The organism is Geomonas subterranea (genome assembly GCF_019063845.1).
Lineage (GTDB): Bacteria > Desulfobacterota > Desulfuromonadia > Geobacterales > Geobacteraceae > Geomonas > Geomonas subterranea.
On the sequence record NZ_CP077683.1, the window covers coordinates 822,464 to 846,175 of the forward strand.

The 23,712-nt window shown below is 62.8% G+C and carries 19 protein-coding genes; 11 read left to right on the top strand and 8 right to left on the bottom strand.

What is annotated here, in order from left to right; genetic code table 11:
* Positions 1 to 23: 23 nt before the first annotated feature.
* Entirely contained in the window at positions 24 to 2,633 is a 2,610-nt protein-coding gene (gene mutS, locus KP001_RS03630; RefSeq protein ID WP_217288223.1) for a DNA mismatch repair protein MutS, read from the bottom strand.
* 286 nt (positions 2,634 to 2,919) lie between these two features.
* On the opposite strand from mutS, the gene KP001_RS03635 reads away from it, so the two are divergent.
* The 3 genes from KP001_RS03635 to KP001_RS03645 are packed head-to-tail and all read left to right on the top strand — an operon-like array spanning position 2,920 to position 6,751.
* Complete coding sequence (locus KP001_RS03635; protein ID WP_217288224.1) at positions 2,920 to 4,206, top strand: nucleotide sugar dehydrogenase; 1,287 nt, start codon at positions 2,920 to 2,922, stop codon at positions 4,204 to 4,206.
* Positions 4,207 to 4,222: 16 nt separating this feature from the next.
* Positions 4,223 to 5,560, top strand: coding sequence for a putative sensor domain DACNV-containing protein (locus tag KP001_RS03640; RefSeq protein WP_217288225.1), 1,338 nt, complete (start codon positions 4,223 to 4,225; stop codon positions 5,558 to 5,560).
* 21 nt (positions 5,561 to 5,581) lie between these two features.
* The gene (locus KP001_RS03645; RefSeq protein ID WP_217288226.1) at positions 5,582 to 6,751 is read left to right on the top strand and encodes a glycosyltransferase; all 1,170 of its coding nucleotides are present in this window, start codon (positions 5,582 to 5,584) and stop codon (positions 6,749 to 6,751) included.
* A 75-nt stretch (positions 6,752 to 6,826) separates the two neighbouring features.
* Here the strand turns inward: KP001_RS03645 and dinB are convergent, their stop codons facing one another.
* The 3 genes from dinB to lexA all read right to left on the bottom strand — a co-directional run bounded on the left by dinB (position 6,827) and on the right by lexA (position 8,914).
* Positions 6,827 to 8,056, bottom strand: coding sequence for a DNA polymerase IV (dinB, locus tag KP001_RS03650; protein ID WP_217288227.1), 1,230 nt, complete (start codon positions 8,054 to 8,056; stop codon positions 6,827 to 6,829).
* 3 nt (positions 8,057 to 8,059) lie between these two features.
* Positions 8,060 to 8,227, bottom strand: coding sequence for a hypothetical protein (locus KP001_RS03655; RefSeq protein ID WP_239027883.1), 168 nt, complete (start codon positions 8,225 to 8,227; stop codon positions 8,060 to 8,062).
* 81 nt (positions 8,228 to 8,308) lie between these two features.
* Positions 8,309 to 8,914 carry a transcriptional repressor LexA gene (gene lexA, locus KP001_RS03660; protein WP_217288228.1) on the bottom strand — a complete coding sequence of 202 codons (606 nt, stop codon included), beginning with the start codon at positions 8,912 to 8,914 and terminating at the stop codon, positions 8,309 to 8,311.
* A gap of 171 nt (positions 8,915 to 9,085) precedes the next feature.
* Here lexA and KP001_RS03665 point away from each other — a divergent pair, with 171 nt between their 5' ends.
* Positions 9,086 to 10,453, top strand: coding sequence for a porin (locus KP001_RS03665; protein ID WP_217288229.1), 1,368 nt, complete (start codon positions 9,086 to 9,088; stop codon positions 10,451 to 10,453).
* 51 nt (positions 10,454 to 10,504) lie between these two features.
* On the opposite strand, the gene KP001_RS03670 is transcribed toward KP001_RS03665, so the two are convergent.
* Complete coding sequence (locus KP001_RS03670; RefSeq protein ID WP_224957191.1) at positions 10,505 to 11,368, bottom strand: ChaN family lipoprotein; 864 nt, start codon at positions 11,366 to 11,368, stop codon at positions 10,505 to 10,507.
* Between the two features lie 129 nt (positions 11,369 to 11,497).
* On the opposite strand from KP001_RS03670, the gene KP001_RS03675 reads away from it, so the two are divergent.
* The 4 genes from KP001_RS03675 to KP001_RS03690 all read left to right on the top strand — a co-directional run bounded on the left by KP001_RS03675 (position 11,498) and on the right by KP001_RS03690 (position 15,642).
* A complete protein-coding gene (locus KP001_RS03675; protein WP_239027884.1) occupies positions 11,498 to 13,537 on the top strand; it encodes a M1 family metallopeptidase in 2,040 nt (679 codons plus the stop codon).
* A gap of 659 nt (positions 13,538 to 14,196) precedes the next feature.
* A complete protein-coding gene (locus tag KP001_RS03680) occupies positions 14,197 to 15,015 on the top strand; it encodes a flagellin N-terminal helical domain-containing protein (RefSeq protein ID WP_217288230.1) in 819 nt (272 codons plus the stop codon).
* 58 nt (positions 15,016 to 15,073) lie between these two features.
* Positions 15,074 to 15,301 carry a hypothetical protein gene (locus KP001_RS03685; protein WP_217288231.1) on the top strand — a complete coding sequence of 76 codons (228 nt, stop codon included), beginning with the start codon at positions 15,074 to 15,076 and terminating at the stop codon, positions 15,299 to 15,301.
* 134 nt (positions 15,302 to 15,435) lie between these two features.
* Complete coding sequence (locus KP001_RS03690) at positions 15,436 to 15,642, top strand: GSU3473 family protein (RefSeq protein WP_217288232.1); 207 nt, start codon at positions 15,436 to 15,438, stop codon at positions 15,640 to 15,642.
* A 286-nt stretch (positions 15,643 to 15,928) separates the two neighbouring features.
* On the opposite strand, the gene KP001_RS21890 is transcribed toward KP001_RS03690, so the two are convergent.
* The 3 genes from KP001_RS21890 to KP001_RS21895 all read right to left on the bottom strand — a co-directional run bounded on the left by KP001_RS21890 (position 15,929) and on the right by KP001_RS21895 (position 18,338).
* Complete coding sequence (locus tag KP001_RS21890) at positions 15,929 to 16,690, bottom strand: PEP-CTERM sorting domain-containing protein (protein ID WP_224957183.1); 762 nt, start codon at positions 16,688 to 16,690, stop codon at positions 15,929 to 15,931.
* A 172-nt stretch (positions 16,691 to 16,862) separates the two neighbouring features.
* Positions 16,863 to 17,579 carry a CAAX prenyl protease-related protein gene (locus tag KP001_RS03700; RefSeq protein ID WP_217288233.1) on the bottom strand — a complete coding sequence of 239 codons (717 nt, stop codon included), beginning with the start codon at positions 17,577 to 17,579 and terminating at the stop codon, positions 16,863 to 16,865.
* 120 nt (positions 17,580 to 17,699) lie between these two features.
* Positions 17,700 to 18,338, bottom strand: coding sequence for a PEP-CTERM sorting domain-containing protein (locus KP001_RS21895; RefSeq protein WP_239027885.1), 639 nt, complete (start codon positions 18,336 to 18,338; stop codon positions 17,700 to 17,702).
* A 441-nt stretch (positions 18,339 to 18,779) separates the two neighbouring features.
* Between KP001_RS21895 and prsT the strand changes: the two genes are divergently transcribed.
* The 3 genes from prsT (at position 18,780) to KP001_RS03720 (ending at position 23,680) form a co-directional block, all read left to right on the top strand.
* The gene (prsT, locus tag KP001_RS03710) at positions 18,780 to 21,425 is read left to right on the top strand and encodes an XrtA/PEP-CTERM system TPR-repeat protein PrsT (RefSeq protein ID WP_217288234.1); all 2,646 of its coding nucleotides are present in this window, start codon (positions 18,780 to 18,782) and stop codon (positions 21,423 to 21,425) included.
* Positions 21,426 to 21,474: 49 nt separating this feature from the next.
* Entirely contained in the window at positions 21,475 to 22,857 is a 1,383-nt protein-coding gene (locus KP001_RS03715) for a TIGR03013 family XrtA/PEP-CTERM system glycosyltransferase (RefSeq protein ID WP_217288235.1), read from the top strand.
* Positions 22,858 to 22,990: 133 nt separating this feature from the next.
* Entirely contained in the window at positions 22,991 to 23,680 is a 690-nt protein-coding gene (locus tag KP001_RS03720) for an SLBB domain-containing protein (RefSeq protein ID WP_239027886.1), read from the top strand.
* Positions 23,681 to 23,712 lie beyond the last annotated feature (32 nt).

Consider the following 23,712-nt stretch of genomic DNA (forward strand, 5'->3'; position numbering starts at 1 on the left):
CCGTGACCTCTGGTCGGTGCCATCTAGATCATCCTCTTCAGTTCGTCCACCAGGTTCAACGCCTCAAGCGGCGTCAAAAGCGCCACTTCCACCCCCTTAAGCCTCTCCCTGATCAGGTCCTCGCCTGCGTCGAAGAGCGAGAGCTGAGGGGAGGGGGGCGGGTTCTTCTTGCCACGCGCAAGCCGCGGCACCCCCCCCTCGCCGTATTCCCCTTTCTCCAGGTTGGCGAGGATCTCCTTGGCGCGGTCGATCACCCCCTGGGGCAGCCCGGCCAGGCGCGCCACCTGGATGCCGTAGGAGTGCGAGGCGCCGCCGGGGACGATCTTGCGCAAAAAGATGATGCGCTCGTTCCACTCCCGGACGGCGATGTTGAAGTTCTTGATGCCGGGGCGCGTCACTGCCAGTTCGGTCAGCTCGTGGTAGTGCGTGGCGAACAGCGTCTTGGCGGCGTGCGCCTTGTTGTCGTGCAAAAACTCCGCGACGGCCCAGGCGATGGAGACGCCGTCGAAGGTGGAGGTGCCGCGGCCGATCTCGTCCAGGATGACGAGGCTCTTCGCGGTCGCCCCCCTCAAGATGGCGGCGCTCTCCATCATCTCCACCATGAAGGTGGAGTGGCCGCGGGCCAGGTTGTCGGAGGCGCCGACGCGGGTGAAGATGCGGTCCACCAGCGGGATGCGCGCCTTCTCCGCAGGGACGAAGCTCCCCATTTGCGCCATCAGGGTGATCAGGGCCACCTGGCGCATGAAGGTCGACTTGCCCGCCATGTTGGGGCCGGTGATGATGATCAGCTGGTTCTCGCCGTTGTCGAGCAGCGTGTCGTTGGGGACGAAGCGCTCGGACGAGTACATGTCCTCGATGACCGGGTGCCTCCCCTCGGTGATGGAAAGCTCGGTCCCCTCGTGCACCTCGGGGCGGCAGTACCCCTTGTCGTGGGCGAGTTCAGCGAGCGAGGCGAGGACGTCCAGGCAGGCCAGGCGGTCGGCGCTCCGGGCGATCCGCTCCCCTTGGGCGGCGGCCGCTTCGCGCACCTGCTGGAACAGGTTGAACTCGAGCTCCTTGATGCGGTCCTCCGCGCCCAGCACCTTCTCCTCGTACTCCTTGAGCTCCGGGGTGATGTAGCGCTCGGCGTTGGCGAGGGTCTGCCTCCTGATGTAGTCCTCGGGGATGGCGGAGACGTTGGCCTTGGTCACCTCGATGTAGTAGCCGAACACCTTGTTGTAACGGATCTTCAGCGAGGAGATGCCGGTGCGCCCCTTCTCCTGGGCCTCCAGGCGGGCGATGAACCCCTTTCCCTCGCGGCTGATGGCGCGCAGTTCGTCCAGTTCGGCGTTGTAGCCGTCGGCGATGATCCCGCCGTCGCGCAGCACGAACGGGGGATCGTCCACGATGGCGCGGGTGATCAGGTCGCAGATCTCGGAGAGCGGGTCGATCCCGTCGTTTAGTTCCTTCAAAAGGGAGGCCGCGCAGCCGGCAACCTGCTCCTTGATGGCGGGCAGCCGGGAGAGCGACGCCTTGAGCGCTGCCAGGTCCTTGGCCGAGGCCGAGGCGAGGCTGATGCGCCCGTTCAGGCGCTCCAGGTCGTAGACCCCGGACAAAAGCGTCTTCAGCTCGGCCCGGACCCCCGGGGCCTCGATCAGCTCCTGCAGCGCGTCCTGGCGCCCGCGGATCTTCTCCTGGTCCATGAGGGGATAGTTGATCCACTGCTTGAGCTTTCTTCCCCCCATGGCGGTCACGGTCCGGTCCATGAGACCCAGCAGCGACCCCTTTCTCTTGCCGTCGGAGATGGTCTGCGTCAGCTCGAGGTTGCGCCTGGTCGACTCGTCCAGAAGCAGATGCTGGTTCTGGTTGTAGGGGATGATGCCGGTTACGTGCGGGGCGTTCCCCTTCTGGGTGTCCACCAGGTAGTGCAGCACGGCCCCCGCGGCGAGGAGGGCGACCGGGAGGGTGTGGCACCCAAGGGTCTCGGCGCTGGCTCCCTTGAACTGGTTGCCGATCAGGCGGTTGCAGTAATCGGTGTCGTAGACCCACTCCTCGAAATAGGTGATGCTCCGGTCGGTGGCGACGGGCGCCATCTCCTTCGACCTTTGGGGCTCCCGGAAGGAGGAGGGGAGGATGATCTCGCGCGGCGCTATGCAGGCCACCTCTGCGAGCGCCGCCTGCAGCCCGGAGAGCTCGGTGACCCGGAACTCGCCGGTGGAGAGGTCCAGGTAGGAGAGGCCGTAGCACTCTCCGTCACAGCAAAGGGCGAGGAGGTAGTTGTTTTCCTTCGGGGAAAGGGAGGCGTCCTCGACGACAAGGCCGGGGGTTATCACCTTGACCACCTCGCGCTTCACGATCCCCTTGGCGAGCTTCGGGTCCTCCGCCTGCTCGCAGATGGCGACCTTCTCGCCCGCCTCGACCAGCTTGGCGATGTACGGGGCGCAGGAGTGGTAGGGGACCCCGCACAGGGGGACCTCGGAGCCGTCGGCGTTCTTGTTGCGCGAGGTGAGGGTGATGCCGAGGATGCGGGAGGCCTTCACCGCATCGTCGAGGAACATCTCATAGAAGTCGCCGCACCGGAAGAAGAGTATGGCATCGGGGTGCTCTGCTTTGATCTCGAGGAACTGCCGCATCATGGGCGTCATTTCAGACATTTGGGAAACCTTTTCGGGGGAAGAGAAACGCCGGCATCTTAACAAAATCGCGGGACCATGTAAAGCTTCCACACCCCGCGAGACCGGCTTTCTCCCCTTTGCGGGAGAGATGCGAATTTTTTCACGCCCGTCTCTGGAGCTTTGCGTTAAATATCTTAAAATTGCCTAATGTTTTTTTCGCGGGCCCCGCGTCACGGCAGGTGATAAGCCGCGAGGCGCGGGACTCACGGTGACGCAGTCGACAGCTGACCGGCCCCCCAAGGGATGCCGGCAAGGGAGGTGCAGCATGGGGCATGGACGCAAGATTTCGGTGGTGGGGCTTGGCTACGTCGGGTTGCCGGTGGCGGTTGCCTTCGGCAAGGTGCGCCGCACCATCGGCTTTGACATCAGCACCCGCCGTATAGACGAGTTGCGCGGGGGGTGCGACCGGACTGGCGAGGTGGCCTCCGAGGAGCTGGTCAGCGCGCAGATCTGCTACACCAACAGGATAGAGGACCTGCGCGAGGCCGATTTTCACGTCGTGGCCGTTCCCACGCCGGTCGACCCGGCCAACCAGCCGGACCTCACCCTTTTGTGCGGCGCCTCGGAAACTGTCGGCAAGGCCTTGAAGAAAGGGGACATCGTGGTCTACGAGTCCACCGTGTACCCCGGGGTCACCGAGGAGATCTGCCTCCCGATCCTGGAGCGTGTTTCGGGGATGAAGAGTCCCGACGACTTTACGGTCGGGTACAGCCCGGAGCGGATCAACCCCGGGGACAAGGAGCACACCTTCACCAGCATCTTGAAGGTGGTTGCCGGGCAGGACCCCCGCACGCTGGAGGTGATCGCCTCGGTGTACTCCGAGGTGGTGGTCCCGGGGGTGCATCGTGCTCCCTCCATCAAGGTCGCGGAGGCGGCCAAGGTGATCGAGAACACGCAGCGTGACCTGAACATCGCCCTCATGAACGAGCTGGCCCTCATCTTCGACCGGCTCGGCATCGACACGAGCGAGGTCCTGGCGGCCGCGGGTAGCAAGTGGAACTTCCTGAACTTCAAGCCGGGGCTCGTCGGCGGGCACTGCATCGGCGTCGACCCCTACTACCTGACCTACCAGGCGGAGAAGATCGGCTACATCCCTCAGGTGATCCTCGCGGGGCGGCGCATCAACGACGGCATGGGGAAGTTCGTGGCGCAGCGCGCGGTCAAGGAGATCATCAGGGCCGGTCACCACGTGCTCGGCTCCTACGTGACGGTACTGGGACTCACCTTCAAGGAAAACTGCCCCGACCTTAGGAACTCCAAGGTGGTCGACATCCTGAACGAACTGGGTGACTACGGTCTGAAGGTCCAGGTCTGCGACCCGATGGCGGATCCGCAGGAGGCAAGGAGCGCCTACGGCGTCACCCTCAAACAGCCGGACCGGCTGCAACCGGCCGTGGCGGTCATCGTCGCTGTGGCCCACGACGTCTACCGGCAGTGGACGCCGGCCAAGTTCGCGAGCCTCATGGTCGAGAACCCGGTCCTGATTGATGTCAAGGGGATCTACGACCCCCGGCAGATGGCTTCCGCCGGCATCAGGGTCTGGTGCCTGTGAGCGAGTGGGGCTCAGGATGAGAGAGGGACACAGCTATCCCAAGGAACTGGTGGCATTCATCTTCGCCAGGTGGCGGGACGAGGCCTTCGTGGAGCGGGTTTCTCCCGGGGAGGAGCGGGGGGACCTGCGGCTTCCCGAACGCGGGGTGCTGGAGCAGGTGATTTCCACCTGCTATCAGGCGAGCCTTTTGCGCGAGGAGGAGCGTCCCGTCATGTTCCGGCTGATCATCAGGGACTCGTACCTCTTCGCGGCCCAGGAGGGGCCTCCGACGGGGATGCACCGTCTCATCTTCTCGAGGACCCGTCCTTTCAACGAGTACGAACTGCACCGCCTGGCGCCGGCTGCCGACTTCTACCGGACCCTGATCGGCATCTTCATCGACCCGGTCCTCGGCGCCCAGATCTGGGGACTGCTCCACTCCGGTACCCGCTGGATGCACGCCGTGTACGGCGGGAGGAAGACTTCTCCCCCCATGCCGCCCAGCCTCGTGGTCTACGTCACCGGGCCCGGCCAGATCTCGGTCTGCATCGGGGACGAGATCATCGCCTCGCTAAACGGCGGGCAGATCAACTGTCCGGCCCTTGATGTATTCAACTCCGGCTGGATGAGGAAGAGCCTCTCCCCCCTGAACGACGAGACCTTCGCCCTGCACCGCAAGGCTCGGCAGCGCGCCGAGCGCCCCTGGGCCGACCTCGACCCCGAGTTCGGCAGCAAGATCGGGCAGCAGGCGATTCGCCGCATCATCAGCGTGATCAGGAACTCCAATCATGGCGGGCTCCTGGTGTACCTGCCGGCGGAGATGGCCGAGGAGATTATGGAGCAGAACCAGTACCTGACCCTCAAGTACCAGTTCCTCGAATTCGAGTCGCGGCAGCGCTTCCTCTCGCTCACCCTGCGCATCATGAACACGCTGGCCGAGATCAACGGGGGCGCGGCGGCCGAGGGGCGGACGGTGGGATGGTACGAGTACGTCAACAGCAAGAACGAGAACATCGCGCTGCTGGACGAGGCGATCTTCGACGTGGCCCACTTCATAGCGGCGCTCTCCGCCGTGGACGGCGCCGTTGTCATCACCAAGCGCCAGGAACTGCTCGGTTTTGGCGGGGTCATCTCCGGGGACCTGGACAGCGTGGGGATGGTGGCACACGCCCTGGACACTGAGGGTGAGCAGTGCGAGTCGGTCCTGAGCGAGGGGGTGGGGACGAGGCACCGGGCGGCGTATCGCCTCTGCCAGCGGCTGCATCAGGCCACAGCCATCGTCATCTCGCAGGACGAGAGCGTCCAGATCGTGCGCTGGCATAACGGCTCGGTCACCTACTGGGATCAGGTTCCCACGGGTGTTCCGGGGTTCTAGCGGCCAAGGGGAGAGCCAGACATGGCAAGTGACATCAACGTGATCTTCATGGGGAAATTCGGGTACCCATCCGGCATGGCGTCCACCAAGCGGATCCAGCATTTTCTGGACTACCTAAACGGTGACTCGGCGAGCACCAGGGTCCTGCAGCTAAGGCCCACGGGGGAGGTTGCGGACGGGGAAACCGAAGGGAGCTATCAGGGTACCGAGTATCGGCGCATCGGGGGCGGTCTGAAGCTGGGCCTTTCCCTGGTCCCGGCCCTGATCAGGTACCACAGGGACGGCATCGCCGCCCTGAAGCAGTGGCGGGTTCCGGGGGTGAGAAACGTACTCTACAGCTACGGTGGCGTGACCGTTGAAAATGTCATTTTCATCCTGGCGGCGAAGCGCCTGGGCTATTTCATCGTCTTCGACATCGTCGAGGACAACACCTACATCGACGACAAGCTGAGCATCCCGGGGAAGCTCAAGTGGTTCGCCGGCGAGATCCTCGACCGGTTCTTCCTTGGGCTCGCCGACGGCATCGTGGTCATCTCCAATTACCTGAGGCAACTCTACGGGAAGAAGGTCGCACTGTCGGTGCCGCTTTGCCTGATACCGATCTCGGCCAGATGCGAGGCGGAGAGCCGCGCGGAAAGGGAACCGGGGCCGATGAGGGTGGTCTACGCCGGTTCCTTCGCCAAAAAGGACGGCATAGAGCAGCTTCTGGACGCGTTCGAGAGTGTCCAGGGAAAGAAAGGGAACTGCATTCTGATGCTCTGCGGCACCGGTGCCAGCGTGAAGCTCTACCAGCCGCGCATCGCCGCCAATCCCGCCATCCACTACGTGGGGTACCTGGAGGACAGGGCCTTCTACCGCTTCCTGAAGGGGGCCGATGTCCTGTGCGTGACCCGAACCGGCTCGACCTATGCCAACGCCGGCTTTCCCTTCAAGCTCGGGGAGTACCTCGCCACCGGCAACCCGGTCATCGTCTCCGACGTGGGGGACGTGCGGCGTTATCTAAGCCACATGGAGGATGCCATCATCGTCGAGCCAGGGAGCGTGTCGGCGATCGCCGGCGCCCTCGAGTACTGCCTGGACCACCCGGAAACCGCCGCGAAGATCGGCATGAGCGGGGCGGACAAATGCAGGCGCTACTTCGACCCGGCGGTCAACGGCAGGCTGCTGCTGCAGCTGATACGAAGGCTGTGAAATCCACGCCCGGCGGGGCGGCTCCTCCTTCAGCCCTGCCCCGCGCACCTTCGCGCGCTGGCGCCGCGCGGAGAGTCATTCCGCGTCCACGTTGCGCACACCCTCGGGCTTCCAGGCCGGCGATATCACCTTCGCCCCGCACTCCTTCCCCACCAGGGTGCCGAAGGTTACCGAAAAATCCCCGAACTTGTTGTTGACATGATCCATGGCGCTCGCCACGAGCGCCTTTTTTCGTTCGCTCTCGAACAGCGGCAGCTGTTCCGCCTGGTGGGAGAGGTTGGTGATCCGCACCCCCAGCAGGCGCACAGGCTGGGCCAGTTCCAGCTGGTCCAGGATCTGCACCGCGTCCCGGTAGATCTCGTCGCTGTTGTTGGTGGGGGCGGAGCGGCTCAGCTGGCGGGAGAAGGTGGTGAAATCGGGGTAGCGGACGGTCAGGGTGACGGTCTTGCCGGTGACACGGTATTTCCTGGCCCGCCTCCCGACCATTTCCGAGAGCTGCAGCAGTACCGCCAGTATTTCAGAGCGCTGGCAGAGGTCCGTGTCAAGCGTCGTGCTGTGACCGACACTCTTCACCTCCTCGGCCTCCTCATCGGGCACCACCGGCGCGTCATCCACCCCGAGCCCCATATAGTGCAGTCTCTCTCCGGTCACCCCGAACTTCTTCCTCAGGATGTCCACTGGAAACCGCCCCAGCTCGCCGCAGGTCCTGATTCCGAATGCGGCCAGCTGCTGGTGCGTCTTCGCCCCGATGCCGCACAACTGCTGGATCGGCAGCCGCTCCATGACCCGGGCCACCTGGCCCGGCGCGATTACGGTGAGCCCGTCCGGCTTCTGCATGTCCGAGGCGAGCTTGGCGAGGAGCTTGTTCGGCGCGATCCCCACCGAGCAGGTGAGTCCGAAGCGGTCGCGGATTCGTTCCTTGATCATCCCGACGATAGCTTCGGGAGAGCCGAAGAGGCTCAGGCTCCCGGTCACGTCCAGGAACGCCTCGTCGATGGAGAAGACCTCGACCAGCGGGGTGTACTCGCGCATGATGCCGATGATCTGCTTCGAGGTGTAGCTGTACTTCTTGTTGTTGCCCACGACGAAGATCAGCTCAGGGCACTTCTGGCGCGCCTCCCAGCTGTTCATCCCGGTCCTGACGCCGAAGGCGCGCGCCTCGTAGGAACAGGTGGTGATGATGGTGCGCTTCGCCGCCCCGATTACCGCGACCGGTTTCCCCTGCAGGGCGGGGTTCGACTGCTGCTCCACCGAGGCGAAGAAGGCGTTCATGTCGATGTGCAGGATGATCCTGTGCTCTGCCAAGTCCTACTGCTCCTCGACCCCCATGAGGGTCCAGTTCTGGTCGGAGGTGTCGTACATCAGTTCGTAGAGGTTGCTGTCATCGCAGACCGCGAAGTGCAGGCGCGTCGCCCCCCCAGGGAGTCTTTCCAGAAGTAGGAAAGACGGGTGATGGCCCGCTTTTCCCGGCGCCACTCGAACCACACGGGGCGGATACCTGCGCCGGGGACGAAGATTGCCGCGACCCTGATGCTGTCGCTAAGCCGCTGCATGAAATTACTCCATCTCCCGGTAGATGCCAACAACTTTCCCGATAATGGATACCTCGCTGTCACCCTCCTGGATCACGATGGCCTCGTAGTTGGGGTTCTCAGGCTGCAGGCGGATCCTGTTGGACTCCCGGTAGAAACGCTTCAAGGTCGCCTCGCCAGCGACCATGGCCACGACTATGTCCCGGTTGTTGGCGTGAGGCTGAGGACGCACCAGGGCGAGGTCTCCCTCCCTGATGTGGGCATGGATCATCGAGTCCCCCTTCACGCGCAGGAAAAAGGTCCCCCCCTTGTCGAGCTGGGAGCGGTCGATGGTGAAATGTCCCTCCACATCCTCGATGGCGGGATGCAGTGCTCCCGCCCGCACCGTCCCGACGATGGGAAGGGTCGCCCCCTGCCCCTGACTGCTGAGTGTGATGCCCCTGGTGCTCCCCTCCTGGCGGCGCAGGTAGCCTTTCTTCTCCAGCGCATCCAGGTGCTTCAGAACCCCCAGGGTCCCGCTCACCCCGAGCTGTGCCCCGATCTCGCGCAGGGTGGGTGGGTAGCCGTAGGCCTCGATATGCCGGGAAACAATATCCAGAACCTGCTGTTGTCGTGACGTCAGTTGCTCCATCGGTATCACCTCCTGGTTATCTAATGGCAACTTTACCAAATGGTAACCTGTCCCTGTCAACTTCAAAATCGGAAGGAGTCGTGCGGTTGAGTATTAGTGTTTTCAAATTATAGTGTAGCGGTGTTCCTGGCGGTGCAGCGTCAGCCCAACCCAAACCAAACGGAGGTAGCCATGGCAACCACATTCTGGCACGGAAATGACGTCGCGATCCGAAGAGAGAGCAGAGGAGGATCAGGCTGGGAAGGGGAGGGGAGCCCCGGACCATGGAGCGCGGCAAGAGGGGGCAGTCGGGGAGGGGCGCTCCTCATCAGGGGGGGCGTATGCGTCTGTCTGCTCCTCGCCTCGTTCTCGCTCTGCTTTGGGGCCGATGAGCCGGAGTACCACACCCCCCTTGCAGGAGAAGCGAAGCGTGTGACCTTCATGGGGCAGCAGGTTGACATCCCCGCGGTCGATCGCGCAGACATGACTTCAATTACCGTGGGCGCCTCGTTCCTCTCTCCGGCCCAGGGGCAGAGCCCGGTCATTCCGGTCGCCGCCCTCTATCATCGCCGCATCACCGACAGTAGCTACCGGCGCGCCATGGTTGCGGTCTTCGTCAACGAGTTGGATTACCTGCACGATCTCGGTGGATGGGACGTGGTGGCGCAGTTCGAGAACGACACGCTGCCGGTGGCGGGTAGGGAACTGCGTGACGGCGAGGAGATCCGCGGGACCGCGCTCTACCATGGAATCCTGCTCGGCTCGCTCGGGGTCGGCTGGCGCAGGCCGGTGGCTCCCTTCCAGGTGGACAACGACGCCAGGGTGCAACTGGTGGCTCGCGGGGGATACTTCTACGCCCATCCCGAGAAGGACAGCGCGCCCGGTCTGTGGGTCCCGCCCAACACCCCGCTCTACGGAGCGAGGCTGCGCTGCCGCTACGACGGTCTGCGCCGAAACCTCCTTGAGTTGCCGCATAAGGGGGTGGCTGCCGGCTTCGATGTAGACTACCTGCACCGGGACAGGTGGCGCGGTGAGCCGGGGAGCGCCGGCGAAGGTAACCGCGACTACACCCAGGTGGAGGGGTATCTGGTAGCGGCTGCCGGGGTGCCGGGGCTGTCCGAGCGCAACCGGCTCCTTTTGAGCCTCTACGGCGGGATGACCGCGGAGGGGAAGGGGGATCGCTTCAACGCGTTCCGGCTGAACGGGGCGCCCTTCCCGAGCGAACAGTACGACCTCGCCTGGCCGCACTATTCCGGGGTGATCTACGACCGGGTGCTGGCCCGCGGCTACGCCATCGCCAACGCCGGCTTTCGCCGCGAACTCACCTTTTTCCTCTATCTGAGCACGCTCGGCTCTTACATCTGGGCGGACCGCTCCAGCGCCGTGGGCAACAACCGGATCGACTTCGACGAGATGCACGGCGCGGCCGCGACGGTCGCCCTCGACAGTGCCTTCGTCTGGGATTCGTCGCTTTATCTGGCCTGGAGCTGGGAGTCGGGGGTGATGCGCAACGGCCGCTCGGGTAACGGGGTTACGCTGATGTGGAACAAGCTGTTTTGAGGGAAAACTTGCAATCGGAGGGGAATGGTTTTAATGTGGCACGGCCTCCCCTCAAGGGGAGGGGAAGCTGGCCAGGTAGTCGACGAAATCGGGCGAGGCCTTGCCGTCGCTGAACTCCTTTATCTCGGGCATGACCACCAGGGTGGAGAGTTTCGCGCCGTCTCGGGCAAGCTGCTCCGGGATGGCGTTTTTCACCGCGTGCCAGACCCCCGCAAGCACCACGATTTTGGTCTTCGGCGCCCTCTTCAGGTAGCGGCTGACGCTCATCGCCATGCCGGAGTTGCGCAGGGTCTGCGCCTCGCAGAAGTACTGGAATACCCGCCCCTTGGCGTTGTGCTTGAAGATCTCTCCGAAGGACTGCTTCAGGAAATCGGTATGCGGGTTGTTGAGGTCGCACGAGGTTCCCTCGGGGAGGTTCTTGCGTTCCTCGGGGGTGAGCGAGGCGTAGCCGCTGCGCGATACCTTTATAACCAGCTCCTTGGGGACGTTCAGGCCGATCATGGGGATCCTGTTTTCCCGCGCGAACATGAAGATGTCACGGTAAAGGCTCCAGTCATAGGACCAGTTCCTGGCGAAGACGGGGCGGAACTCAGCCTCGGACATGGTCCCAGCAATGAATGCGTCGAGCTCCTTCTGGCAGTCCGACTGCATCACCTCCACCCCGATGGCCAGCGGAAGCTTGCGCGCCCTGAGCTCCCGGATCACCTCCAGCTGCAGGTCGTGGTGCCGCGTAGCGTCGTGCACCTCGCCGATCAGCACCAGGTCGGCCGCCTCGGCCTTGGTGATAACCTGCTGCAGGGTGACCGTCTGGCGGTCGCTGACGCGGGTGATGGTCTGACCGGCGCGGGCGCTGTGAGGGAGGGTCAAGGTGCAGAGCATGACGAAGAACAGGGCGAAGGTCTTGGGCATGGTCATCTAAAGTCCTCGGTCCGTTGGGGTTGGAAGCCGCAAGCCTACACCAACGAGGCTAAGATCACAACTTTAATCGCTTCTCGCCCGGCGCGAGAGGCTGAAGGCGCGGGTGCCGCGCCGCTGGAGGTGTCCGTGAGTGTGGTTGTCGTTTTGTCATCTCTTTTAAGCCTACTGTTGGCCGCGGCGCTACCCGGTTTTGCGGCGGCATCGGGGGGGGGTGCCGTGGCGAGCCAGGAGATCTCGATCACGCTCGACCCGTCCCGGCACGAGGTCGCCGGTGAAAGCCGCATCGTCTTCGCCCCGGGGAGCCGCGCGGCCCGCCTGAGGCTCGCCAACGGGGCCCGCATCGAATCGGTGCGCTGCGACGGCCGTGACCTTCCCTTCACTTTCCGGTCCGGCGTCATCGACCTGCAATTTCCCCAGGGAGCAAACAGCGTGGCGGTAGCCTACCGGGCCCGCTTCAACGACCAGGTCTCCCGGCATCCCGCAGCCGGCGAGGACCCAAGCTACGGGGTCAACGCCGCCATCAGCAGCGAGGGGACCTTTCTCGGGGGGGGCGCCTACTGGTATCCGGTGCCTGAGCAGGTCCCGTCCAGCCGGAAGGTTACCATCTCGGCGCCGGCCGGCACCGAAGCGGTGACTTTCGGCGCCCGGCTTTCAAGGGAAACCTCCGGCGGCACCACCCGTTCCGTGTGGCAGGAGGCCCGGCCGGTTGGGGCGTTGTCGCTGTGCGCCGGCCCCTACCTGGTTGAGGAGCGCAAGGCGGCCGGCGTCACCCTCTACAGCTACTTTTACCGGGACAACGCCGAGCTCGCTCCACGCTACCTGGAGGCGGCCGGAAAGTACCTCGCCCTGTACCAGGATCTCTTCGGCCCCTATCCCTTCGAGAAGTTCGCCGTGGTCGAGAACTTTTTCCCCACCGGTTACGGGTTCCCCTCCTTCACCCTTTTGGGCGGCTCCGTGATCAGGCTCCCCTTCATCATAGACACCAGCCTGCCGCACGAGATAGCCCATTCCTGGTGGGGCAACGGGATCGATGTCGATCTCTCGGAAGGGAACTGGTGCGAGGGGCTGGTCACCTATCTGGCCGACTACCTCCTGAAGGAGCGGCGCTCGCGGGCAGAGGCTGTGGAATACCGCAGGCAGCTCCTCATCGACTACGCCTCGCTGGTCACTGCCGAAAACGAGTTTCCCCTCACCGCCTTCGTAAGCCGCAGCGATCCCCCCTCACGGGCCATCGGCTACGGCAAGGCCGCCATGGTGTTCCACATGATACGGTCCCGGGTCGGCGACGAGGCGTTCTTCGCCGCGCTAAAGGAACTCGCGTCGCAGCGGATGTACCGCTCCGCCTCCTGGAGCGACCTCGTGCGCGTCTTTTCCAGGCGGTCCGGCTCGGACCTCTCCGACATCAGGGCCCTCATCGAGCGAGGGGGAGGGGCGCGCCTCTCCCTGAGCGGGATTAAGAGCAGGCAGCTGGCGACCGGTTGGGAGGTGACCGGTAGCGTCAGGCAGTCCCCGCCGTATTTCGCCCAGGCGGTACCGCTGCGCCTGGAGAGTTCCTCCGGCGCTGCGGTGCGGTTGCTGCCGGTTCCGGCACAGGCGGCGACTCCCTTCGAACTGGCCGCCCACGGACAGCCGCGGCGCCTGCTCCTCGACCCCGACGCGGAGGTCTTCCGCATCCTCTCCCCCGGCGAGATACCCGCCACCGTGAACAGCGTCAAAGGGTCCGGCAACCTCATCGGTGTCATCACCCGGGGGTGCCGGGTCGACCGCGGGAGTTTCGCGGCCTTTCTCTCCTCGCTGTCACAGGGGAGGGCGAAGGTCGTCGATGAGGCGGAGCTGAGTCCGGAGCAGGCGGCGGAGCATGATCTACTCCTTTGCGGCCGTCCCGGGAACGCCTTGCTCCTCCCGCCTGGTGCCGAACCGCCCTCCGACGAAGAGAAGGGGCTAACCGATGCCCTGCGCTTCACGGTGCTGAAGCGAAGCGTGCCAGCCAGGGGGGTGGTGGCCCTGTTTGAGCCGGGGTCGCCGGCCGCTGGGACTTTGTATGCCCCCAAAATCACCCACTACGGCAAATATGGTGACCTCTTGTTCTCAGGGGGTGCCAACCGCCGCAAGGCGACCGCCGCCGCCACCGATGCCGATGTCGTGGTGCGCTTCCCGGTACACTGACGGGTCCCCCTGCGCCTTCCCTTTATTTGGGGGGGCAGGGGGTGCCTTTACCTCGCCCTTTCCATCTCCCTGTTCTCCTCCCTGTTCTCCTCCCTGGTTCCCTCCCTGGTTCCCTCCCTGGTTCCCTCCCTGGTTCCCTCAGTGGTTCCCTCAGTGGTTCCCTCAGTGGTTCCCTCAGTGGTTCCCTCAGTGGTTCCCTCAGTGGTTCCCTCAGTGGTTCCCTCAGTGGTTCCCTCAGTGGTTCCCTCAGTGGTTCCCTCAGTGGTTCCCTCAGTGGTTCCCTCAGTGGTTCCCTCAGTGGTTCCCTCAGTGGTTCCCTCAGTGGTTCCCTCAGTGGTTCCCTCAGTGGTTCCCTCAGTGGTTCCCTCAGTGGTTCCCTCAGTGGTTCCCTCAGTGGTTCCCTCACTGGTTCCCTCACTGGTTCCCTCACTGGTTCCCTCACTGGTTCCCTCACTGGCCCCCGTTGTCTACTTTTTTAGTGTTGGATTTTTTGAATTAAAAAACACTTAAGTTGTGCTTCCCGAGGTCGATAAGCAGACTATCGTGCGCGCGGAGAGGGCGCCGAACTGGCCACTTTGCGACCTTTTCCGCGCGAGGGAGCGCCAACGGTTGGAAAACCACCGGCAGAACGCCGGGTCGCCCAGAAAAGGAGTAACGCCATGACAGTTAGTGATATCTCTTTGACCGCCGGCATGAGGACCAACCTTCTGTACCTGCAGAACACCAGCCAGCTTCTGAACCGGACCCAGCAGAGGCTGTCATCGGGCAAGAAGGTGAACAGCGCCCTGGACAACCCCACCAACTACTTCGCGGCGCAAAACGCGAACCAGCGCGCCAGCGACCTTTCCGACCGCAAGGACGGCATGTCCGAAGCGGTGCAGACGGTGCAGGCGACCAACGCAGGGATCACCGCCATCACCGGTTTGATCAACGCCGCCAAAGGTGTGGCACAGTCAGCCCTCTCCACCAGTGACACCACCGTGCAGTCCAAACTGGCGAACCAGTACAACACCATTCGCAGCCAGATCGACAACCTCTCCTCGGACTCCGGATATCGCGGCATGAACCTTCTCAGCAGCATCAACACCCTTACGGTCAACTTCAACGAGGATGCCGGCTCCAGGTTGGACGTGGTCGGCTTCCTGGCGAGTTCAGGCGGTCTGAGCCTCTCCGCGGCCAGCGGCAGCTGGCAGACCATCTCCGATATCACCACCGACACGGCCAAGATGGATAGCGCCATTTCGACCCTCAGGGTCAACACGCAGGCCCTGGCCGCCAACCTCAACATCATCACCACGCGTCAAAGCTTCACCGACGAGATGATCAACACCCTGCAGACCGGCGCCGACAACCTGACCCTCGCCGACATGAACGAGGAAGGCGCCAACATGCTCATGTTGCAGACCCGCCAATCGCTGGGCACCACCTCGCTCAGTCTCTCCTCTGCGGCGGCCCAGTCCATCCTCAAGCTGTTCTAGTCTCCCCAGGCGGGATGGCGCGAGCCATCCCGCCTTCCCCAGGGAATAAGGAGCGGGTATGAAAAAAACACAGCTTACGCCGGTGTGCGGCCAGCTCCAGGATAGCGCGCATGCCCTTGGACGCCCCGGGTTGCCAGGTGCGGCAGCAGGGGGGGGCAGCGACGGCGTCGTCGATCTCAGGGAGGAAGGGGCCAACATGCTGCGCCTGGTCCAGGCTCAGCAGGAAGCGCAAGCGCCCCTGGCCACCTCATCGAGACAGGCCCAAGTGGTCCTGGGGCAGTTCTAGGATCTCCGCGGTAACTCCATGACAACCTGTGAGTTTTTGGTAAGGGAGGTCTGAAAATTGCAGTCGGTTCATCTTAAGGAGTCATAACCAGAAACTGGCTGAGGCAGCTAACGTCGCAGCATGAGGGGGCGGTTATGCTGGTGCAAGTGCATTGGACAAACAAGAGGTATGACTACGTAAAGGACTACATGCTCGACAGCCTGATTGAGGCTGGTGTCGTCGCCAGTTTTCTGCGCTCATCGGGGTGGGTAACCGTGGGCGTCGACCCGATCCGGTCCTCGAAAATGAAGAAATCCTATGCAGGCACGGAAAGAAGGCACCCCGGGCGTGCCGCTGCCTGACAGGGACTGTCGAGTTGCTTTACACCCTTTCTCAGAGTGATGTCGGTTTTCCTGACAAAGCGCCGCCGACGTCCACCGGTAGATGACGAAAAACTCCCCTGCAGCCATATATTCACATCGGGCATTGCCGCTTCCGGCAATGCCCTTTTTGATGTCGGTCAAGTAAACAAAAATACTCCCCTTGCCATAAGGCCAAGGGGAGTATTTTTGCCTGGTACATAAGACTTTCATGTCGGTGCTTCACCTGTGCTCTTTTTCAATCCTTGTTACCTCCTGAGAGCCGTCCTCAAGCGTTGTTCCTGCGGCGTTTGCTGGCGACCGCGAGGCCGAGGAAGCCCATGCCGAGCAGCAGGAACGTGCCCGGTTCGGGTACCGGCGGCGAAGTCGACGTCATGGTTGCCCACTCCTCGAAGCCGTCGTTGTTAAGATTGAATTTGGAATAGAGAGTGAAAAACTTGCTCCCGTCCTGGCCGTCGAACACGCTAGTCGGAATATACATGTATATATCGCCCCAGCCGCTACCATTATTAAGGCTATAATCCATATGCACTACATCAGGAGTACCGCCATTGGTATCAAAAGACCAAAGTGGGGTACCAAGATCCGCGACACTAGAAAAATTGGTATTGCCACTGTTAAGCAGGAAGAGCTTTACATCTACTAAATCGAGGAAACGGTCAGCATTCTTTTTCTGGTTTATGTCTAGCAGAAACTTGTAATACATGTCGGTACCAACTTGAACCGCCACCAACTGGTTCAGCAGTAAGGAGTGTGTGTAAATGCTCGCCTTGTCATCCATTGGCGGTTGTGGGCCGTAGTCAGTGTTGTATCCTTGTTCGATGGTAGAATTCGTTCCTAATCTTAGGAAGGGGTTGATGTATCCGGTGCCTGTCGGGTGCTGGTCATTTACCTCGAAGAACGCGCTTCCGATGTTGCCGCTTTGTACACCTCCGGTCAGATCCAGGTATGTGGCATTTGCGACGGCAGCACTCATAAGAAACGTGAATGCCGCAACGACCGTTGTGAATCTCCTGATTGTTGTTCTCATTTGTTCCTCCTTTCGCTCCCGTAGCCTGAGCCCTTGACATGCCGATAGTTGACACGATAAAGGCTAAGCAAACGCCGGGCCAGTTTTGCAAGACGTCAGGATAACATGAGTTTTTCACTTGATGGGTGAAGTGGGTGCTATAGGTGTAAGGTTCTTCGACAACGGCGGAGGATCACCAGAGGCGCCAGTCGCCGGTTTGAAGGACCCAGCAAGCCAGGGCGAGGTTCGCGACCGAGTGGGCCAGCACGCACTGCGCGAGGCTGCGGGTCCGGTAAAGGACCAGGTTGAAGAGGGCGCCAGCCAGCATTCCAGCCAGGAAGAGGTGGTGCTCAAGGCCAAAGAGGACGCTGCTGATAACAAACGAGCCCCAGGTGAAGCGTCCCAAGGGGACCGACTGGAAGTCGGGGGCGACCAGGTAACGCAGCAGAAACGAGCGCCAGAACAGCTCTTCCATCACCGGCACCACGAACACAGCCCCCGCCACGCGCACCGCTATCATCAGCGACCGTGTGCTTTCCCCCGTGAAAAGTGTCGGGTCGTACCCTTTTGGCGGAGGGATGAACGGGAGGGTGGCAGGCAACCCGATCCATACTAAAAAGGTGACGATACCGATCGCCGCGGCAGCGGCGGAAACCTTCAGTTGCAGTAGGTCCTTAAAGCGCAGTTCCGTATAATGGGCGCGCAGCAGGTACAGAAGCCATGCCACGCTGCACGCCTTTACGGCGTAAAGATACTGAACCGTGCTCGCCGTGAGTATAAGCCCTTGGCGCTGTGCAATAAGATGCAAGCACTCTTCTACCACAATGAATGTCATGAACAGGGCGAACGGGAGGACCCTGTGCAGGATGGCCCGGTCTACTCCCATTGTTTTAGCGACTTGCTCTGTCATAGTGGCAGGTTTGTACCACAGTGCGGGGAGGCTGTCCAATGCGGCAGGCGAAAAACAGGAGACCTTGCCGGTTCTTTTGACAGCTGGAGACGGGCGGCCGCACCGCCCGTCTCCAAGGCGTCAGGCGTTTTTGCGCCGCTTGCCGTAGATGGCCAGGCTGAAGCAGCCAACGCCGAGGAGCAGCACGGTGCCAGGTTCCGGGACTGGTGCCACCACCACGTGGTAGGCGTCGGGATTGCTGGGGTCCTCGACCAGCATGCTGCGCACGGCGAGGCCGAGGTATTCCACGTCAGAGGCGTCAGGGCCGAGCGAGGAGAGGTCGAAGGCGAAATGCTCGAATACCGGGGTGTGGTGGTTCAGGAGGGTCTGGTACCCGCTCAGGTGCGTCTGCCCCGCCGCCTGCACGAACAACGCTAGTTCCCACGGGCTGTTGTTCACGTTGGCCAGCCGCAGTTCGAAGCTATCAACGCCGGTGAGATCACTTTTGCCCGCCTGTTCCGCGTCGACACCGATGTAGCTGTAAACGTAGAAGGGGTCCGCTCCCGCGCTCCAGGTCCTGGACATGTTCTGCGTGAAGAGCACACCCGGTGGCAAAAAATTCACCACCTGGAAATCTCCCCAGTTGGACGCCTGGGTGTTGGTCTGGACCCTCTCTGCCAGCAGCAGATCCGCCGTGCTCAGGGTGATGTAACTCGCCTGGGCGTTCGCCGTCGCCAGCAGGAGCATGGCTCCAGCTATGAGTGCCGATAAAACTTTCATGCCTGCCTCCCTTTTTATTGGTGAAAATTAATTGAATCCTGCATAGAGCAAGTATGGTGCCATCGACGAAAAAACAATTAGATATAACTAATAAACTACTGTGAGGCTTGCAGCTGCCCTCTGATGTGTAAAAATTACCGACAGCAAGGGGGTGTCGCAGGCAGGTGCGGCGCGAATGGAAAAGACGCAGTTACATTGGTTTAGCCTCGCGGACACCTTCCACTGGTTCCGTAATGGGCGGGGGGGAGCGGACGACAGGATTGGGATGGGGCGTGGAACATCGCGGTAAGATGCCGTGAATTAATGTTTTTTCGCCGGGGAATGGGAGGACGCTAGAATTGTCTTGAAAAAGACGCGCCATTTTGTTAAGAAAATCGACAGTAAATTTTAATTTGAAAATTCTTCGGTTTGAGAAACGCGAGGCGTCTGGAGGGTTGACCCATGAAAGTAGTCGTTCTGATACTGTTCGCGCTGCTGAGCATCGGGGGATGTGGTAGCAAGACCAAGGAAACCCTCTACCAGGAAGGTGTCAAGCAACTCGACGCCGCCAATCCCTCCGGAGCGGTGGTCTATTTCAAGAACGCCCTGGAGAAGGACGCGAACTATTACGACGCCCGCCTGCAACTCGCCAAGGCTTACGCCGAGTTGGGGAAGAAGGAGCAGGCGGAGAGGGAGTACCTCAAGGTGCTCACCCAGAACCCGTCGCATGACGGGGCGCTTATCGAGTTGGCCCGGCTCTACGTGAGCATGGGCAAGGGGGACGAGGCTTACGACACGGCCCAGAAGTACCTGGCTCGCCGCCCTGGGTCCCCGGAGGGGCTCGAGGCGGTTGGGGGGGCTTATGCCGTGCGCGGCAAGTACCAGGAGTCTCTCGGCTTTCTGGAGCGGGCACTCGCCGCTGACCCCGGGCGTGCCTCGACCATGGTGCAGCTCGCGTCGGCGCATCTCGCGCTCAAGCACGGAGAACAGGCGAGATCCCTGCTGAACCAGGCGGTGGAGCACGACGCCAAGAACTTCAGGGCCCTCTTCATGCTGGCCGCTCTCGAGGCGGGCTCCGGCAACATGGACCGCGCCGCCGCGCTGTACCAGAAGATCCTGCAGCTCGACCCGTCCCGCCTCGAGGCGCAGTACAAGATGGGTCTCATCGAGGTCGAGCGGGGCCGGCTGGACCGGGCGGAAGCCGCCGCGGACCGGATGATGAAGGAGTATCCCAAGAGAGGGGAGGGGTACCGGCTCAAGGGGGTGGTCAGTTTCCACCGCAAGGCTTACGGAGAGGCTATCACGCATCTGCAGCAGGCGGTGAAGCTCGCACCCAGCATAGACGGCTTTCAGTTCCTGGGCCTCAGCTACTACTGCAACGGCGAACTGGAGAACGCGCTCAGCCAGTTCCGCATCATCCTGGACAAGGCTCCTTACTCGCGACAGGCGCGACTGATGACGGCCCAGATCCTGCTCGCCCAAAAGCGGGTCGATGACGGCGTGGGCGAGATCAAGAAGGTGCTCGCCGACAACGACTCCGACGCCGCCGCCCATAACCTGCTGGGAAGCGCCTACCTGCAGCAGGGCCTCTTCGAGGAGGGGATGCGCGAGCTGAACCGCGCCACGAGCCTCGATCCCAAGCTGGCGCAGGCGCATCTGAAGAAAGGAGCTTTCTACCTCAGCAAGGGGGATCTTGACCACGGGGAGAACGAGCTTGCCAAGGCGGTCAGGGCCGCCCCGGACTCCTTGAACGGCAGGCTGCTCCTCGCCTCCTACCAGCAACGCCAGGGCAAGGGCGCCAAGGCGGCGGCGCTTTTGCGCGAGGGGCTCAGGGGAGGGAAGCAGGACGCCATCATCTACAACGCGCTGGCGGCCCTTCAGTTCGGCGCCGGCGATCAGGCTGGGGGGATGAAGAGCCTCACCGAGGCCAAGCGGGTCGACCCGCTCTTCGCGGCGAGTTACCTGAATCTGGCTGGCCACTACGCCACCCGGGCCGACTACGCCAAAGCCATCGCCGAACTCACCGAACTCCACAGCAAGATCCCCGACGACCTGCGTGCCCTGCTGGGCCTTGCCGCCCTGAGCGAGCTGGCCGACAAGGATAACGACGCACTCGCCTATTACGAAAAGGCCAAGGGAACCGGCAAACCCGAAGCGTTCCTGGCACTGGCCGCCTTTTACGAGAAGAAAAACAACATGGGGAAGGCCATCGCGGTGCTCGACGACGCGGTGCGACGGGACCCGCGGGCGATCGTCCCCCGGGAGGCGAAGGGACGACTTTTGCTGGCCCAGAAGGAGTACAAAAAGGCGATCAAGCTCGCCGACGAGATCGAGCCGCTCGACCCGGACCGCGGGGTCTCCCTGAAGATCAAGGCGTACACCGCCCTCAGGCAGGGGGACAAGGCGGTGGAGCAGGCGCAGAGGCTGATCGCGCGGCATCCGACCTCGGCCCGCGGCTACCTGGTCCTCGCCGGCGTCCACCAGGGCGCCGGGGACACAGCCTCCGCCCTGGCGCAGGTCAACCGGGCCATCAAGGTGGAACCGGGGAGCGCGGAGCCGCGCATCATGCTGGGAGAGCTGCATCGCGCCAGGAGGGAGTACCCGGCAGCGCAGGCGGCGTTCCAGGAGGCGCTCAAGGTGAAACCCCAGTCGGCAGCGGCCGCCTTCGCCCTGGCGAACCTCCTCGAGACGACCGGGAAAAAACAGGAGGCCCTCTCCCGTTACCGCTCCATCGTGCAGGAGCACGGCTCCTACGTACCCGCCTTGAACAACCTCGCCTATCTCTGCGCGGAAGGGTACGGGAAGAAGGAGGATGCCCTGAGGTACGCCGTCACGGCTTTCAGGCTGGAGCCGGGGAACGTGGGGGTCATGGATACGCTCGGCTACTCCCTGTACCGAAACGGGCGCAGCGGCGACGCGGTGAAGGTGCTGGAGCGCGCGGCGGGCCTTCTGCCGCGCGACCCCACGGTCCGCTACCATCTGGGGCTTGCCTATCACCAGGCGGGGAATCCGGCAAAATCCCGGCAGGCACTGCAGGAGTCGCTCACGCTAGGTGAGTACCCGGACCGCAAGGCGGCCCAGACCCTGCTGGCGCAGTTCAAGAAGTAGCGGCGCCCACGCCGCGCGGCGCGAGGCAAGGGAGAAACGGTGCTGCAGTATGGATCTTCGCGTTTCCTTTTACATCCTGGTAGACGGTCTTCTCGCCCTGGCGGCCCTCGTCCTGGCGGCCCAGGTCAGGTTGGGCACCCTGGTCCTGAAGGCCGGGTGGCAGCCCGACCATGCGATGATGGCGGCGGCCCTGTTCGTGGCCGTGGTCCTGTTCTCCTCCTACCTGATGGAGGTGTATACCCTCCCCAGGGAGAGCCGCAAGCGGGACATCCTGGCCACCTGCGTCCAGGCTGGGTGCGCCGCGTTCTTCTTCCTGTCCGTGGTCTACTACCTCTCTCCGGAGCTGATGCTTGGGCGGGGTGTGCTCTTTTTCGCCCTGGGCTTCTTCATCGTCCTGCAGTTCTCCTGGTACGCGGTCTCCGGCATCGGGGCCCGCAGGGTTCCCTTCGCGCACCGGGTGCTGATACTCGGCACCGGAGACCTCGCCTGCCAGCTGGGGGGGCTTTTGAGCTCCCAAACCGGCTCCTTCGCCCTGGCCGGCTTCATCGAGTGCGACGACGGGCTCCGCCCGGAGCAGACCGTGCATCAGCCCGAGTTGTTCCGCTCCCAGATCATACCCGGGAACGACGATCTGCTTGGGACCGCGCGCGAACACAAGGCGTCGACCATCGTGGTGGCCCTCGTGGAGAGGAGGGGGGTGCTCCCGCTGCAGGAGATGATGCGCTGCAAGCTGAACGGCGTCGAGGTGCTGGACGCCCCGACCTTCTACGAGATGGTGCAGGGGAAGCTCCTTTTGGAGGAGATGACGCCGAGCTGGATCATCTTCTCCAGCGGCTTCCACCATACCGCCCTGGTCAACCTCTACAAGCGCTGCGTCGACATCCTGTTCTCCCTCACCGGCCTGATGCTGGCCGCGCCGTTTCTGCCCCTGGTAGCCCTCGCCGTCAAGCTCGACTCGCCGGGGCCGCTGTTGTTCGCGCAAAAGCGGGTGGGGCTGGGGGAGAAGATCTTCACCCTGTACAAGTTCCGTTCCATGCGCCAGGACGCCGAGCGCGACGGGGCGGTGTGGGCCGCGAAGAACGACGCCCGCATCACCCGGGTCGGGTCCTTCCTGAGGAACTCGCGCATCGACGAGATCCCGCAGCTCTTCAACGTGCTGCGCGGCGAGATGAGCTTCATAGGTCCCAGGCCCGAGCGGCCGGAGTTCGTGGAGCAGCTCAAGAAGGAGATCTACTACTATTCCAAGCGGCACACCATAAAGCCCGGCCTCACCGGCTGGGCCCAGGTGCGCTACCCCTACGGCTCGACGGTTGAGGACGCCATCGAGAAACTCCGTTACGACCTGTACTACATCAAGAACCTCTCCGTCTTTCTCGACACCCAGATCATCATGGAGACGGTGAAGGTGGTCCTGTTCGGGCGGGGGAGATGAGGTGAAAGGAGGATGCCATGAAGGTTAGCTGCCGGCTGTTTTTGCTTTTGGCTCTTTGCTGCTTCCCGCTCTCTGCGTGGGGGGGGGACTACGTGATCGGCGAGGGGACTCCCTCGACATATCGGTGTGGGGGGTGAAGGAGCTGAACTTCCCGGTGCGGGTGCGCCCTGACGGCAAGATCACCGTGCCCGGCCTGGGCGAGGTGGTGGCCAGCGGATCGACGCCGAGCCAGCTGCAGACCCACCTCGGCGGGCGGCTCAAAGAGCTGGTCAAGAACCCCATCGTCACCGTCACGGTGCGCGAGATCACCAACTCCAAGGTCTATGTCTTTGGTTCAGGCGTGAAGGCGTCCGTGGTCGACCTGTCCCGGCGCACCACGCTCCTGCAGCTTCTGTGCATGCTCCCGGAAGTGAAGACCGCCGACCTGAAAAACGCCTACCTGTTGCGCGAGGGGAAGAAGCTGAAGGTGGACCTGCACCGCCTGTTCATCCAGGGGGACACGAGCCAGGACGTCACCCTAGAGAGTAACGACTCGGTCTTCGTCCCCCTGCTGCTCGACCGCAGTGTCTACGTCCTCGGGGCCGTGAACCTCCCCAGGGCGATTGAGTACCGGGAAGGGATGAAGGTGATGGAGGCCATCCTGGAGTCCGGTGGCTTCAACAAGTTCGCCGACCAAAACGACGTCGTGGTGCGGCGCAAGAACGGAGCCCAGGAACAGTCCCTCGAGGTCAAGGCGAAGAAGCTCTTCAGGGAGGGGGACCTTTCCCAGAACATCGAACTGAAGGCCGGGGACTACGTCCTGATCAAGGAAAGCTTCTTCTAATCAGTCACAGGGGGCGGCCCCCCGGGGAGCGT

Coding starts and splice junctions, on each gene's coding strand:
- mutS (WP_217288223.1), bottom strand. CDS start 2,633: ATGTCTGAAATGACGCCCATGATGCGGCAGTTCCTCGAGATCAAAGCA.
- KP001_RS03635 (WP_217288224.1), top strand. CDS start 2,920: ATGGGGCATGGACGCAAGATTTCGGTGGTGGGGCTTGGCTACGTCGGG.
- KP001_RS03640 (WP_217288225.1), top strand. CDS start 4,223: ATGAGAGAGGGACACAGCTATCCCAAGGAACTGGTGGCATTCATCTTC.
- KP001_RS03645 (WP_217288226.1), top strand. CDS start 5,582: ATGGCAAGTGACATCAACGTGATCTTCATGGGGAAATTCGGGTACCCA.
- lexA (WP_217288228.1), bottom strand. CDS start 8,914: ATGGAGCAACTGACGTCACGACAACAGCAGGTTCTGGATATTGTTTCC.
- KP001_RS03665 (WP_217288229.1), top strand. CDS start 9,086: ATGGCAACCACATTCTGGCACGGAAATGACGTCGCGATCCGAAGAGAG.
- KP001_RS03670 (WP_224957191.1), bottom strand. CDS start 11,368: ATGACCATGCCCAAGACCTTCGCCCTGTTCTTCGTCATGCTCTGCACC.
- KP001_RS03680 (WP_217288230.1), top strand. CDS start 14,197: ATGACAGTTAGTGATATCTCTTTGACCGCCGGCATGAGGACCAACCTT.
- KP001_RS03685 (WP_217288231.1), top strand. CDS start 15,074: ATGAAAAAAACACAGCTTACGCCGGTGTGCGGCCAGCTCCAGGATAGC.
- KP001_RS03690 (WP_217288232.1), top strand. CDS start 15,436: ATGCTGGTGCAAGTGCATTGGACAAACAAGAGGTATGACTACGTAAAG.
- KP001_RS21890 (WP_224957183.1), bottom strand. CDS start 16,690: ATGAGAACAACAATCAGGAGATTCACAACGGTCGTTGCGGCATTCACG.
- KP001_RS03700 (WP_217288233.1), bottom strand. CDS start 17,579: ATGACAGAGCAAGTCGCTAAAACAATGGGAGTAGACCGGGCCATCCTG.
- KP001_RS21895 (WP_239027885.1), bottom strand. CDS start 18,338: ATGAAAGTTTTATCGGCACTCATAGCTGGAGCCATGCTCCTGCTGGCG.
- prsT (WP_217288234.1), top strand. CDS start 18,780: ATGAAAGTAGTCGTTCTGATACTGTTCGCGCTGCTGAGCATCGGGGGA.
- KP001_RS03715 (WP_217288235.1), top strand. CDS start 21,475: ATGGATCTTCGCGTTTCCTTTTACATCCTGGTAGACGGTCTTCTCGCC.